Raw genomic sequence first — 13,918 nt, 5'->3', positions numbered from 1 at the left:
GCCGGGAGGCGCGGCGCGTTCGCCACTGAAGGCTTCCAAAGGAAGCCCTCCGAGACGCGGCTCACCCCAAGGTCGGGCGCTGCCCCCCCCTCACTCGGCACGAGACGAACGCAGACTTGGATCATCTCCGGCGGCGCGATACCAAGGCGCGACACGTCACAACCTCCGGATCCCGACACATGCCGCAGATTTCTTCCGACAGCCTCAGCGTCACCATCGCCGATCAGGGCGCCGAGATGCAGGGGCTGAGCTATCAGGGGCAGGAGCTGCTCTGGGAGGGCGACCCGGCCTGGTGGAGCGGGCAGGCCCCGATCCTTTTCCCCATCGTCGGCCTTCCCGCGCCCGACAAGGTGACGATCGATGGAACGCCCCACGCGATCTCCAAGCACGGCTTCGCCCGCGACCTGCCCTTTCGCGTGACCGAGCTGACGCAATCCCGCTGCTGCCACCTGCTCGAACCCTCGCATGACACGGCGGCCTATCCGTTCGATTTCCGCCTTGAGATCGTCCATGAGGCCGTGGGGTCGGAGCTGAGCGTCACCGCTACTGTGAGCAATGCGGGCGAGCGAGAGATGCCGTTTTCCTTCGGCTTTCACCCCGCGTTTCGTTGGCCGCTGCCCGGTGCGACCGGCCCGCATCGGATAGAGCTTAGTAACGGCGCGGAGCCTGCGCTCGCTCGGCTCGTGGATGGTATGCTGGGGCGCGCGCGGATGCCTTCGCCCTTCACGGCGGGCGCGCTGACCCTCGATCCGGCACAGTTTGAAGACGACGCGATGATCTTCCCTGAAGGCGCGGGCGACGGGCTGCGCTATTGCGGAGAGGGCGGGCCGGTGCTCGATTTCCGCTTTTCCAACCTGCCCAATCTCGCGCTGTGGCAGAAACCCGGTGCGCCCTATATCTGCATTGAGCCGTGGCACGGGCTGCCTGCTTCGGAAGGCGCCGGGCCGGAACTGGCCGCGCGACCTGACAGCATCATCTTGCCCCCCGGCGGGCAGGAGACATTCGCGATGAGCCTGAGGGTGAGCGGATGATCCCCTACCTCGCCTACGGCTCCAACTTGCTGACCACCCGGCTTGCCGCGCGCTGCCCTGCGGCGCGCGTCATCGGCCATGCGGAGATCCCCGGACATTCGCTCGATTTCTCGAAACGCGGGCGCGACGGGAGCGCAAAGGCCACGATCACGCAGGGCGACGCGAGCACCCGAGGCGTGTTGTTTGAGATCGCGGAGAGCGACATTCCAGCGCTCGATGCCGCCGAGGGGGCCGGGCTGCATTACGAGAAAATCACGCTAGTACTCGAGGACGGCGCACGTGCCTTCACCTATCGCGCCTTGCAGCGCCGGGACGGGATCGCGCCGTTCGAATGGTATCTCGCCCTGATCCGCGCAGGGCGGCGCGAGCATGGTCTGGGTCTGGACGACCTCGCGCCGGTCGTGCCGATCCCCGACCCGGAGCCCGATCGCCCCGGCTTCATCGCGGCGCGCGAGGCACTGGAACGGGCGGGCTATCGCGACTGGCGCAGCGCGCTCTGACCGATCGGGCGCATCGGCATCCCCGGCCCCGTCAGCACCGCTACCCCCGGCCCGACCAGCGACGACAGCTCCGGCCCGTCGCAATCCAACCCGCCGGTATAGGTGCCGAACGCGGGTAGGATCAGGTGATCGCGACCGATGAGAAACGCCCGATAGGCGCGCCGGGCGATCTTGGCTTTGGGATGGTAATGGCCGGAAAGGTCCGGCCCGACACCGGCGATATGGCGCAGCGTGAGCGGGCCGATCTGCGTCTCTTCGACGGTCCGGCCCAGGCCGATCGGATCGTGGTTTCCCGCGATCCATAGCAGCTTGGTCAGGGCCGCGAGCCGGGTTAGACGCCCGGCGATCTCCGGGGCGATTTCGCTCGCGGCCGCGTCGTCATCGAAGGCGTCACCAAGGCTGATCAGCCGCGAAGGCCGTAGGCGCAGCACCTCGGCCTCGAGCCGGATTACCGTGTCGAGGCTCTCGAAGGGCGGCAGCAGCGCACCGCCGCGCCGCGCCATCCGCTCGGACTTGCCCAAGTGAAGATCGGCCACGATCAGCGCGTCCTCCTCGCGCCAATAGAGCGCGCCCGACGGTTGCGCCTCGAACCGCTGCCCCGCGAAGGTGATCTCTCTCATTCCAGCCCCGCCTCGCGCATCATCGCCTGCGCCTCTTCTTCCATCAGTCGTGCCTCGCCCGTGCCGCCGCGAATGCCGACCTGCCCATGTTCGAGCAACAGCGGCGCGGCCAGCGGCGTCACATGCGGGGCGCGGATATGCACGATTCTCTGCCCTTGGGCCAGCATCTCCTCGATCCGCTCGAAATCGACAAGACCGCGGCTAGCCTCTTCGCGAGTGATGCGCAGAAGGAGGTGATCGGGATCGTAGCGGCGCAACGTGTCATAGAGGATGTCCGAGGAAAACGTCGCCTGTTTGCCCGATTTGCGCTGCCCCGGCAGATTGCGCTGAATGAGCCCTGCAATCGTCGCGATCGACCGAAACGCGCGCTTCATCACCGCGTTGCTCTCCAGCCAGTCGCGCAGCCCTTCGCGCAGACCTTCTGCCGACAGCAGCGGGGCGGGATCCTCGACCGGGTCGATCGACCAGATCAGCAGCGCGTAATCGGTGGCAACGAAGCCGAGCGGCCCCAGTCCCGCCTGCTCCATCCGGTGCGTCAGCAGCAGTGCGAGCGTCTGATGCGCGTTGCGCCCCGCGAAGCCATAAAGACAAAAGAATGCCCGTCCGCCGCGCAGGAAGGTCTCGCAGGTCAGTGTACCGGGTGCTGGCAGGGTCGAGATATCGCGCTGCAATGCCAGCCAATCGCGGGTGTGGGGCGGCAACTGGTCCCAGTCTTCCGGCGAGGCGATCAGCCGTTGCACCCGTTGCGACAACTCCAGCGAGGTCGCCATCTTCAGCCCCGAGAAGACGGCGATCTTCGGCTCGCGCGTGGCGGCATTCGTCACCTCGACGACCATCTCGCGCAGGCTCTCGTAGCGCACCACCTGCCCGCCGATCAGGAACGTGTCGCCGGGGGTCAGAGACGAGGCAAAGCCTTCCTCGACCTCGCCCAGAGGCGTGCCGCCGCGCCGGGATTTGCGGCGGACTTTCAGCTTCTCGGTCTCGGTGATCGTGCCGATATTCATCCGCAGATCGCGGGTCGCGCGGGGGTCGCGGAGCTGCCATTTGCCATCACGCTGCAGCAGGCGCTGCCAGCGGTCATAGGCCCGCAGCGCGTAGCCGCCCGTCGCGCAGAACTCGAGACAGGCATCGAAATCGGCGCGCGGCAGCGTGGCGTAGGGCCCGACCCCCAGCACCTCGGCATAAAGCGCATCCGCCTCGAACGGCCCGGCGCAGGCGGTCAGCAGGATATGCTGGCACAGCACGTCGAGCGGGCCGCGCCAACGTCGTCCGCCGCCGTCGAGATCGTTCTCGCGCACGGCCTCCAAAGCGGCGGCGCATTCGACAATCTCGAAGCGGTTCGCGGGCACTATCCGGGCGCGCGAAGGCTCGTCATATCGGTGATTGGCGCGCCCGATCCGCTGCACGAGGCGTTTGACGTTCTTCGGTGCGCCGACCTGCAGGACCAGATCGACATCGCCCCAGTCGAGCCCCAGATCGAGCGAGCCGGTGCAAACCACCGCGCGCAGAGCGCCATTCGCCATCGCCTCCTCGACCTTGTGCCGCGCTTCCCGCGAAAGCGAGCCGTGATGCAGCCCGATCGGCAGGGCGTTGTCATTCACCTCCCAGAGCGCCTGAAAGAACAGCTCCGCCTGTGCGCGCGTGTTAAGAAAAACGAGGCTGAGGCGTGCGTCCTCGATCGCCGCCATCACGTCGCGCGCGGCGTGCCGTCCGCCGCCGCCGGCCCAAGGCGCGGGGAGCTCGGTCGGCAACATCTCGATATCAGGCGGCGGGCCCGGGTCGGCCATGATCACCCGCGCGCCGCCCATGAAATCTGCGAGCGCCTGCGGGGCCTCGACCGTCGCCGACAGCCCGGTGACTGTCAGGCCCGGCGACAGGCTGCGCAACCGCGCGACGCCCAGCATCAACTGGTCGCCCCGCTTGCTTTCGGCCAGCGCATGGATCTCGTCGAGCACTACCCGTTTCACCCCCGCGAAAATCTTCGGCGCCTCGGGGTATGACAGCATCAGCGCGAGGCTCTCCGGCGTCGTCAGCAGGATCTGCGGTGGATCGACCCGCTGACGACGGCGCTGCGTGGCCGAGGTGTCGCCGGTGCGATCCTCGATCCGCAGGTCCAGCCCGATCTCGTCCACCGGCGCGCGCAGGTTGCGGGCGATATCCTTCGAGAGCGCCTTCAGGGGCGAGACATAGAGCGTGTGCAGGCCGTCATGGTTCTCCGCAAGATCGACGAGCGACGGCAGGAAACCGGCCAGCGTTTTGCCCCCCCCGGTCGGCGCGATCAGGAGCGTATCTTCGCGCGACGCCAGCACCTCCAATTGGTGTCTATGCGGCTCCCAGCCGCGGCTGGCGAACCAGTCGGAGAAGCGTTGCGGCAGGAGGGGCGTGGCGGTGTCGGGCATCGGATGAAAGGTAGGTGAAGGCGGCGGATGCGCAAGCTTTGCCGCGTGTCTTCCGGGGGCGTCGAGCGCGCGCCGCGCAAGACCATCGTCTCCCGTATGAGGCGCCCTGCGTCGCGCCACGCGGCGCGCTCGCCGCTCAAGGCTTCCACTGGAAGCCTTCCGAGACGCGCTCTCCCCAACATCTCGCACCATCGCACAGTCCACCCGCGCCATCTCGCCACTGTTCATCGGGCGATCCATGTTATATTCAGGCCCGCGACAGGAAATTGCCCGAGTCCCCTCGGGCGCGACAGAAACGGAAATCTTATGGCCTTTTATCGTTCCCGTAGATCCACCCATGGCCGCAACATGGCAGGTGCGCGCGGTCTGTGGCGCGCCACCGGCATGAAGGATGACGACTTCGGCAAGCCGATCATCGCGGTCGTGAACTCCTTCACCCAATTCGTGCCCGGTCACGTCCACCTCAAGGACCTCGGCCAGATGGTCGCGCGCGAGATCGAAAGCGCGGGCGGTGTCGCGAAGGAATTCAACACCATCGCCGTCGACGACGGAATCGCGATGGGCCATGACGGGATGCTCTACTCCCTGCCCTCGCGCGAAGTGATCGCCGACAGCGTCGAGTACATGGTCAACGCCCATTGCGCCGATGCGATGGTCTGCATCTCGAACTGCGACAAGATCACCCCCGGCATGATGATGGCCGCGATGCGCCTGAACATCCCGGTGATCTTCGTCTCCGGCGGCCCGATGGAGGCCGGCAAGGAAGGCGCGGAAATCATCGGTCACGACCTTGATCTGGTCGATGCGATGGTCGCGGCGGCCGACGAGAAATACTCCGACGAGGACGTGCTCGCGATCGAGAAGGCCGCCTGCCCGACTTGCGGGTCGTGCTCTGGCATGTTCACCGCGAACTCGATGAACTGTCTCGCCGAGGCGCTGGGTCTGGCCCTGCCGGGCAACGGCTCGATGCTCGCCACCCATGCCGACCGCAAGGAACTGTTCCTCGAGGCGGGCCGCAAGATCGTCGAGATCACGCGCCGCCATTACGAGCTGGAAGACAAGGGCCTGCTGCCGCGCGAGATCGCGACCTTCGAGGCCTTCGAGAACGCGATGAGCCTCGATATCGCGATGGGCGGGTCCACGAATACCGTGCTGCACCTGTTGGCGATCGCGCATGAGGGCAAGGTCGAGTTCACGATGGAAGACATCGACCGGCTGAGCCGCAAGGTTCCGGTGTTCTGCAAGGTCGCGCCGGCGAAGCAGGACGTCCATATGGAAGACGTCCACCGCGCAGGCGGTATCATGGGCATCCTCGGCGAGATGAACCGCGCCGGCCTGATCCACGAACACGTGCGCACCGTGCACTCGGAAACGATGGGCGAAGCGCTCGCGAAGTGGGACGTGATGGTCGCGAATGACGACGCCATCCACCAGTTCTATCGCGCGGCTCCGGGCGGCGTGCGCACCACGCAGGCGTTTTCGACAGAGAACCGCTACAAGGAGCTCGACCGCGACCGTAAGGGCGGCGTGATCCGCACCGCGGAACATGCCTTCTCGCAGGATGGCGGTTTGGCGGTGCTCTACGGCAACATCGCCGAGCAGGGCTGCATCGTGAAAACAGCGGGCGTGGACGACTCGATCCTGAAATTCTCGGGCCCCGCGAAGGTGTTCGAGAGCCAGGACGACGCGGTCTCGGGCATCCTCACCGGCAAGGTCGTCGAGGGCGAAGTGGTCATCATCCGCTATGAAGGCCCGCGCGGCGGCCCGGGGATGCAGGAGATGCTCTACCCGACCTCCTATCTGAAATCGAAAGGCCTCGGCGCCAAATGCGCGCTGTTGACCGACGGGCGGTTCTCGGGCGGCACGTCGGGCCTCTCCATCGGCCACGTGAGCCCGGAAGCGGAAGAAGGCGGCACGATCGGCCTCGTCGAGACCGGCGACATCATCGAGATCGACATCCCGAACCGCACGATCAACCTCGCCGTGGCCGACAATGTTCTGGCCGCGCGCCGCGAGGCGAAAGGGCCGCTGCCGTGGAAACCGGCAGAGCCGCGCAAGCGGGCCGTCTCGACCGCACTCAAGGCCTATGCGCTGCTGGCCAGCTCGGCGGCGAAGGGCGGTGTGCGCATCCTGCCCGATTGATCGGCTGACATCTCGATTTGAAACGGCCGTCCCTCGGGGCGGCCGTTTTCGTTCACGCGGCATCGCTCTCGGGAAGGCTTTCCTCCCAGCCGAGCCGCTTGCGGATCGCATGGGCGAGATAGCTCATTGCCAGGGCCGAGGCCCCACCCAGCACCGTCCCCGCGATCCGGCCCCATGCGTTCGACAGCGGCGCATCATTGCCCATCGAGACCATCACCACGATCAGCGCGGTCAGGAAAGCAACGAAGGTCGGGTAATGCGCGGGCGGAGCAAACAGGATCGCGGTCACGCCGAAGATCACGTAGAGCCCCGGCATAAGCACGCTGTGCGGCCCGAGCCACAGCACAAGCAGGCTCGCTCCGACCGCACCTGCAAGCGTCGCGAGGCTGCGCACGAAGACGCGCTCCCATGTCATGCCCGGGCGCGGGCGCAACATCAGCAGCGCTGACAGCGGTGCCCAGTAGGGGTGGTTGATCGAGAGGGCGACCGCGATCCCGTAGGACAGCCCCACCGCGCCCATCGCCTGCAGCCCCTGCCCGATCAGCGAGTTGCGCGGCGCGATGCCGTCGGGCGGCACCTGCCCGTCGAGCGTTGGACCGGTTTCGGGCGCGAAGTATTTCCAGATCATCCGAACCGCCTCTTCCACGGCCAAGACCCAGACCATCGCGCCGCCGACGGCGAGCAGCACCGGCCCGGGCGACGGGATGAACTGCACGAGAAAGGTCGAGAGCGAGAAGAACAGCCAACTTTGCAGGAACAACCACCACAGGCTCATATCTCGGCGTGACAACAAGCCCACCGCGAAGGCGCCGAGCAGCATTCCCGGTACGCTCAGCGCGACGCCGCCGATCATGACCTTCGCAGCGACCATCCCCGCGAAGATCCCGACGAGCTTACCGGCGATGTCGAGGAAGGTGACGGGCCAGCGGCGGTTGCGGATCGACTTGCCCTGCCCCGTCGAGGTGGCAAACCCCGCGCCGAGCGCCGCCAGTTCCTGCCCGCGCGGCAGGTCGAGCATCAGCACGATCCCGACCAGCCCACTAAGCGCCAGCGCTGCGGGCAATCCGCGCGACCAGTTGAGCGCGGGCAGCCGCGAGATCGAGACATTGGGCAGGGACACCGTGAACACCTCTCAATGCAGCCAAAGCGCCTCATGGCCGCGCTGGTTCCCCGTTAGACGCCGATCCGGTCCAGAAGCCCCGCCACCATTCCGTGATAACCGGCCCCGAACAGGCGCAGATGCACGAGCGCGGGCCATAGCTGATAGATCGCCCGGCGCGCTTCCCAACCGGGCGGCAGCGCGCCGTAGCCCACGGCAAATTCCCGCCCCGGCGCGCCGAAGAGATGAAGCATCGCGAGATCGACCTCCGCGTCGCCGTAATAACATGCCGGGTCGATCAACCCGCTCAGGTGACCCTGTTCGCCCAACACGTTTCCCGCCCAGAGATCGCCATGCAGCAAGGACGGGAACGGGCGTGGCGGCAGATGCTCGTCGATCTGCGCCGCGAGCCTCTCGACCCGGCGGGCGAGCGGCGCGGGCAGTTCGGGCAGCGACGGGCGCAGCCTTGCCTCGGCCCAGAACTCGGTCCATGTCGCTTGCCCTGCGTTCGGGATCGGCACCGGGCCGAAAGCGTAATCGACGGGCCAACCATAGGGCGTATCATCGGGCGCCCCCGGCGCACGGTGTTGGCGGAGAAGCGACTCGCCGAGTTCCAGCCAGCCCGCGCCCCTCAGCCCGCCGCTCTGGGGTAGCGCCTCCATAACGAGGCAGATCCGAGAGACCGCAAGCACCTTCGGCACCCGCGCGCCCGCCTCGGCCAGCGTTCGAAGCATTTCTGCCTCGGTCTCCGGGCTCGGCCCGCCCTTGGCGATCACCCGCTCCCCACTCGGCAGGTCCATCGCCAGAACCGGGCTCAGATCGCCGCCCGCCAACGGCTTGACCCGCTGCGGGCTCATACCCAGCAAGCGTGCAGCTTCGGTTCCTATCCGTTCGGCTTCGTCCATCTCGTCCTCCCGGTCCGCTCGGTTTGCCCGTTCCGTCGCGGCTACCGGCGAATATCCGCCCTGTGCAGCCCGATTACGGTTGCGTGCGTGCCCCCATCCGGTGCAAATGCCCTTTGTTGCCGTCGATCCGCTTCTCCTTTGCGGGTCAGCCCTTCGCGCAGCTTAGACATTCCGGACGCCTTCGTGTCGAGGACATGCGCGTAGCGCTCTCGACCCGTGGGACCGTCCGCTTTTACGTTCCCGTTCGGGAACGGTACGAGACCCTGACGGAGATTCCCCACACTCGTCTCCGTCGGGCAGCAGCCGCCGCGAACCCCTTGCGGCGGCTGCGTTCACCCGACCCCGCTCATCGCAGGAAGGCGTTCCCGGCCCGGCGCGGCTCGCAGCAGTTGGCGTAACGGCCTCGCAAAAAGCAAATGGATCAGCCACCAAGGGCTGATCCAAACAGCCAGCGCGAGCGCCAGCAGCAATAGGGTAGCAGAGCCGATAGGAACGATATGCAGGGCACTGCGTGGCTCGTCCCTTTGCCTCCGCGTCGTTCAAACTGTCGCCTTCGCGCCCTTCGGTCCGGCGATCAGCCAGATGATGAAGCCAATCACCGGCAGGATGATGATCAGCAGGATCCACAGCACTTTCTTGCCGGTGGACGCTCCCGAACCAAAGATCGACACGATGGCCCAGATGTCGAGGATGAGGACGATGAGGCCCCCGATCATGCTCAGCATAACTTCACTCCTTTATCGGTTCTTTCCGGCATTTGCCGGTTTTCCTTGGCGGGGAAACTTGCGTCTTCAACGCTTTGTTCCCCGCATTCCCCGATTCAGGCGGATGTGACAGGTCGCTGAGGCGGTCATGGGCGTGACGCCGCCGCCTCCGCGACGGAATCGCCCCCCGCCTCAGCGCCCCGGAGTGAGTTTGCGGATCAGGACGTAGAAGGCCGGCACCATGAAGACACCGATGAAGGTTGCCGCCGCCATCCCGCCCAGCACGCCGATGCCGATCGCGTTCTGCGCCGCGGCCCCCGCCCCGGTCGCGATCGCCAGCGGCACCACGCCCAGCATGAAGGCGAGCGAGGTCATCAGGATCGGGCGCAGGCGGAGCCGTGCCGCCTCGATGGTCGCGGGGATCAGCTCCTTGCCCTCGGCCTCGAGGTTCTTGGCGAATTCCACGATCAGGATCGCGTTCTTCGCCGCCAGACCGATGGTCGTCAGGATACCCACCTTGAAATAGACGTCATTCGACTGCCCGAAGACCCACGCCGAGACCAGCGCCCCCAGAACGCCCACCGGCACGGCGAGCATCACCGACAGCGGGATCGACCAGCTCTCGTAGAGCGCGGCAAGGCAGAGGAAGACGACCAGCACCGAGAGCGCATAGAGATAGGGCGCCTGATCGCCGGACTGGCGTTCCTGATAGCTCAACCCCGTCCAGGCGACCGCGTAGCCGCCGGGCAGGTCATTGACCAGCTGCTCCACCGCGTCCATCGCCGCGCCGGAGCTTGCGCTGTCCGACGCCTGGCCCGAGATTTCGATCGCATTGGCGGCGTCATAGCGCGACAGCCTTGGGGCGACCGATACCCATTTTGTCGTCGCGAAGGACGAGAACGGGACCATCTCGCCCGACGCGTTCCGCGCGTACCAGGTGTCGATATCTTCCGGCTGCATCCGGTAAGGCGAATCGGCCTGCACGATCACCGGGCGTAAGTTGCCGTTGAGGTCGAAGTCGTTCACCGATCTCCCGCTGAAGATCACCGACAGCATCGAATTGAGGTTGCTCAGCGTCAGACCGAAGCTTTCGGCCTTCTGCTGGTCGATATCCAGCTGCAGTGCTGCCTTGTCCTCATCGCCGCTGACCCGGACATTGGTCAGGCGGCTATCCGATTTCGCCTCGGCCACGAGCTGATCGCCTGCCTCCTTCAGCGCAGCGGTCCCGTTATTGCCCTGATCCACCAGATACATCTGGAAGCCCGAAGAATTGCCGATCCCGCGGATCGCCGGCGGTTGCAGAAAGAAGACCTGCCCCGCGCGCAGACCTGCGAAATGGGCGTTCGCCCGCCCCGAAATCGCGGCGGCGGTTTGATCCGCGCCAGTGCGCTCACCAAAATCCTTCAGCTTGGCGAAGACCATCGCAGTGTTCTGTCCACCACCCCCGAAGGAAAACCCGAGCGTCGCGAAGACCGAAGCCACATCGGACTTCTCCTGCGTCAGCAGGTATTGGGTGATCTGGTCGACCACATCCGACGTCTGTGCCGTCGTCGACCCTTCCGAAAGGTTCACCATCGCCATGAGCACGCCCTGATCTTCCTTCGGAAGGAAGGAGGACGGCAGCCGGGTCATCACGCCCCAAGCGCCCGCCAGCACGAGAACCAGCACCAGCGCCATCAGGAAGGGTTTGCGCACGATGCGCGCGACCGCACCGGCGTAGCCGCGCTGCACTTTCGCGAAACCGGTATTGAAAGCGCGCGCCGGCGCAATCGCGCGGCCCGTCGAGGGGCGCAGGAGTTTGGCCGCCAGCGCAGGCGTCAGGATCAGCGCAACCACGGCAGAGAGCACCATCGCGGTGATGATCGTTACCGAGAATTGCCGATAGATCACGCCCGTCGAGCCGGGAAAGAACGCCATCGGCAGGAACACCGCCGACAGCACAAGCGCCACCCCGATCAGTGCGCCGGTGATCTGGGACATGCTTTTCTCGGTGGCTTGGAGGGGACTGAGCCCCTCCTCCTCCATCACGCGCTCGACGTTCTCCACCACGACGATCGCGTCATCGACCAAGAGGCCAATCGCCAGCACCATCGCGAACATTGTCAGCGTGTTGATCGAATAGCCCGCGACCAGCAGCACCGCGAATGTGCCCAGCAGCACCACGGGAACTGCGACGATCGGGATCAATGTCGCGCGCCATTTCTGCAAGAATACGAGGATCACCAGCAGCACCAGCACGATCGCTTCGGCCAGCGTGTGATAGACCTTCTCGATGGAAAGCTGCACGAAGGGCGAGGTGTCGTAGGCGATCTGGAACTTGACACCCTCGGGCAGCGACGATGACATCCGATCCAGCGTCGCACGCACTGCCGCCGCCGTATCGACTGCATTCGCGCCGTTCGCGAGGTTCACGCCGAACCCTGCCGCGTTCATGCCGTTGAACCTGGAATTGGTGCCGTAATTCTCCTGCCCGATCTCGATCCGCGCGACATCGCCCAGATAGACCGCAGAGCCGTCGGGTTCTGTTTTCAGCAGGATCTTCTCGAACTGTTCGACCGAGGTCAGCTGGCTCTGTGCGGTGATCGTGGCGGTGAACTGCTGGCCTTCGGTGGTGGGCAGATCGCCCAGCGAGCCGACCGAGACGGTGGTGTTCTGCGCCTGTACTGCCGCGGTCACGTCGGTCGGCGTCAGCTGGTATTGCTCGAGCTTGTAGGGATCGAGCCAGACCCGCATCGCGTAGCCCGAGCCGAAGACGTTGATCCCGCCCACGCCCGCAGTGCGCTCGATCGCGCCTTTCACTTCGGTGTCCAAAATGTTGCCCAGCTCGACGGTCGAATATTTGCCATCGGTCGAGACCAGTGCCCCGACCATCAGGATGTCCGAGGACGAGCGCGAGACATTCACCCCGGAGGTCTGCACCGCATCAGGCAGCGCATTCTCGACCTTGCGGATCTTGGTCTGCACCTCGTTCTCGGCATCGATCGGATCGACCGAGCCGTCGAAGGTCAGCGTCAGCCGCGCAGAGCCCTGGTTGGAAGAGCTCTCCATGTAGAGCAGCCCGTCGAGCCCGGTCAGCGAGTCCTCGATCGGCGTCGTCACCGAGTTCTCGACCGCCTGCGCGGTCGCCCCGGAATAGCTGGCGGAGATGCGGATCGTGGTCGGCGCGACCTCTGGATATTGCGAGACGGGAAGCTGCGTGAGCGCGTAGCCGCCGGCGAGCATCGTCACCAGCGCGAGCACGATCGCGAAGACGGGGCGATGGATGAAGAAGCGGATCATGCAGGGTTCACTCCGCCTTCGCCGTATCGGTCTCGTCACTCGAGGGGCTCGCATCCTTCACGACCCCCTGCGCGTTGATCGTCACCGGCACCGTCTTGATCTCGGCCCCGTCGCGCAGGTTCTTCAGCCCGTCGAGGATCACCTGATCGCCGCTCTCGATGCCGCCGGTCACGATCCACGCGTTCTGATAGGTTCCCGCCGTCGTCAGCGTCACCTTCTTCGCCGTGCCGTCCGCGGCGACGAAGGCCGAAAGCGACCCATCCCCTTCCCGCGTGGTCGCGCGCTGCGGCACGAGGATCGCCTGCGTCGTGCCCAGCGTGATCTTCGCGCGCAGGAATTGCCCCGGCAGGATCAGCCGGTCGGGATTGTCGAACTTGAACCGGAAATCGACCGTGCCGGTGGTCGAGGATACGGTCGCGCCGGGGCTGACCAGCGTGCCGGTGCCGTCGTATTCCTCACCGGTCTCCAGCAGCAGCGAGACCTTCAGTTGATCGCCGCGTTGAAGCGTACCCTGATCGATCCGTTGACGCACCCGCATGATCCGCGCCGCACTCTCGGAAACATCGACATAGATCGGATCGAGCCGCGTTACCGTGGTCAGCGCGTCGGACTGGTTCGCCGTGACCAGCGAGCCGACGGAGACGTTCGCCACATCCGGGTAGCCGTCGATAGGCGAGCGGATCACCGTGCGGTCGAGATTGAGCTGCGCGGTCTGAAGATCGGCCTCGGCACTCAGCGCGGAGGCTTTGGCCTGCGCGAGCGTGACCTTCGCGGTCTCCAGATCACTCACGGAGATCGACGTCTTCTCCAGCTTGGTATAGCGGTCCACTTGCGATTGCGCCGCCTGCACATTGGCGTCGGCGCTCGCCTTCTCGGCCTCGGCTGCGGTCAGCTCGGCCTGATAGGTGTCGTCGTCGATGTGAAACAGAGCGTCGCCCGTCGCGACCTTGTGACCCGCCTCGTAATCGATCGAGGCGATGGTGCCGGCGACGCGCGGGCGGATATCGGTCTGCTCATAGGCCACGGCGCGGCCCGGCAGGGTGACGGTATAGGGCACGGACCGTGTCTCGACCTGCATCACGCCGACCTCGGTCGGGCCACGCGCGCCGCCCGGCATTCCCTGCGCCAATGCCTGCGCGGCGACCCCGCCCGCAAGCAGCATCCCAAGCGCGGCGCGCCGCGTCATCCGACCAATGCTCATACTGAAACTCCTGTCCGCAGCCCGGTTGTCCCGGCGTT

General features: G+C 65.9%; 10 protein-coding genes. 3 read left to right on the top strand and 7 right to left on the bottom strand.

Annotation, left to right across the window (positions count from 1 at the left end; all coding sequences use genetic code 11):
* Positions 1 to 179 precede the first annotated feature (179 nt).
* The gene (locus tag BMG03_RS06255; protein ID WP_075776274.1) at positions 180 to 1,031 is read left to right on the top strand and encodes an aldose 1-epimerase family protein; all 852 of its coding nucleotides are present in this window, start codon (positions 180 to 182) and stop codon (positions 1,029 to 1,031) included.
* Positions 1,028 to 1,531 (top strand): gamma-glutamylcyclotransferase family protein, encoded by a 504-nt coding sequence (locus BMG03_RS06250; RefSeq protein ID WP_075776275.1) that lies wholly within the window; start codon positions 1,028 to 1,030, stop codon positions 1,529 to 1,531. Before BMG03_RS06255 ends, BMG03_RS06250 begins: the two co-directional genes overlap by 4 nt.
* Here BMG03_RS06250 and pdeM read toward each other — a convergent pair.
* Both pdeM and BMG03_RS06240 read right to left on the bottom strand, forming a co-directional pair.
* A complete protein-coding gene (gene pdeM, locus BMG03_RS06245) occupies positions 1,504 to 2,151 on the bottom strand; it encodes a ligase-associated DNA damage response endonuclease PdeM (protein ID WP_075776276.1) in 648 nt (215 codons plus the stop codon). The two genes, BMG03_RS06250 and pdeM, sit on opposite strands and share 28 nt — an antisense overlap.
* On the bottom strand, positions 2,148 to 4,550 hold the full coding sequence (locus BMG03_RS06240) for a ligase-associated DNA damage response DEXH box helicase (protein WP_075776277.1): 2,403 nt from the start codon (positions 4,548 to 4,550) through the stop codon (positions 2,148 to 2,150). Before BMG03_RS06240 ends, pdeM begins: the two co-directional genes overlap by 4 nt.
* 306 nt (positions 4,551 to 4,856) lie before the next feature.
* On the opposite strand from BMG03_RS06240, the gene ilvD reads away from it, so the two are divergent.
* On the top strand, positions 4,857 to 6,692 hold the full coding sequence (gene ilvD / locus BMG03_RS06235; RefSeq protein WP_075776278.1) for a dihydroxy-acid dehydratase: 1,836 nt from the start codon (positions 4,857 to 4,859) through the stop codon (positions 6,690 to 6,692).
* Positions 6,693 to 6,744: 52 nt separating this feature from the next.
* On the opposite strand, the gene BMG03_RS06230 is transcribed toward ilvD, so the two are convergent.
* The 5 genes from BMG03_RS06230 to BMG03_RS06210 all read right to left on the bottom strand — a co-directional run bounded on the left by BMG03_RS06230 (position 6,745) and on the right by BMG03_RS06210 (position 13,880).
* A complete protein-coding gene (locus BMG03_RS06230) occupies positions 6,745 to 7,812 on the bottom strand; it encodes an FUSC family protein (protein ID WP_157771563.1) in 1,068 nt (355 codons plus the stop codon).
* Between the two features lie 53 nt (positions 7,813 to 7,865).
* Positions 7,866 to 8,696 carry a fructosamine kinase family protein gene (locus BMG03_RS06225; RefSeq protein WP_075776280.1) on the bottom strand — a complete coding sequence of 277 codons (831 nt, stop codon included), beginning with the start codon at positions 8,694 to 8,696 and terminating at the stop codon, positions 7,866 to 7,868.
* A 539-nt stretch (positions 8,697 to 9,235) separates the two neighbouring features.
* Positions 9,236 to 9,421 carry a PLDc N-terminal domain-containing protein gene (locus BMG03_RS06220; RefSeq protein WP_075776281.1) on the bottom strand — a complete coding sequence of 62 codons (186 nt, stop codon included), beginning with the start codon at positions 9,419 to 9,421 and terminating at the stop codon, positions 9,236 to 9,238.
* Between the two features lie 171 nt (positions 9,422 to 9,592).
* Positions 9,593 to 12,679: an efflux RND transporter permease subunit gene (locus BMG03_RS06215; protein WP_075776282.1), complete on the bottom strand. Its 3,087-nt coding sequence runs from the start codon at positions 12,677 to 12,679 to the stop codon at positions 9,593 to 9,595.
* A 7-nt stretch (positions 12,680 to 12,686) separates the two neighbouring features.
* Positions 12,687 to 13,880 carry an efflux RND transporter periplasmic adaptor subunit gene (locus BMG03_RS06210; protein ID WP_075776283.1) on the bottom strand — a complete coding sequence of 398 codons (1,194 nt, stop codon included), beginning with the start codon at positions 13,878 to 13,880 and terminating at the stop codon, positions 12,687 to 12,689.
* Positions 13,881 to 13,918: the final 38 nt, after the last annotated feature.

Origin of the sequence: Thioclava nitratireducens (assembly GCF_001940525.2) — a bacterium.
In the GTDB taxonomy this organism is placed as follows: Bacteria; Pseudomonadota; Alphaproteobacteria; order Rhodobacterales; family Rhodobacteraceae; genus Thioclava; species Thioclava nitratireducens.
Note: the sequence above shows the minus strand (reverse complement) of the source record. Positions and strands in the feature narration are given on the sequence as shown.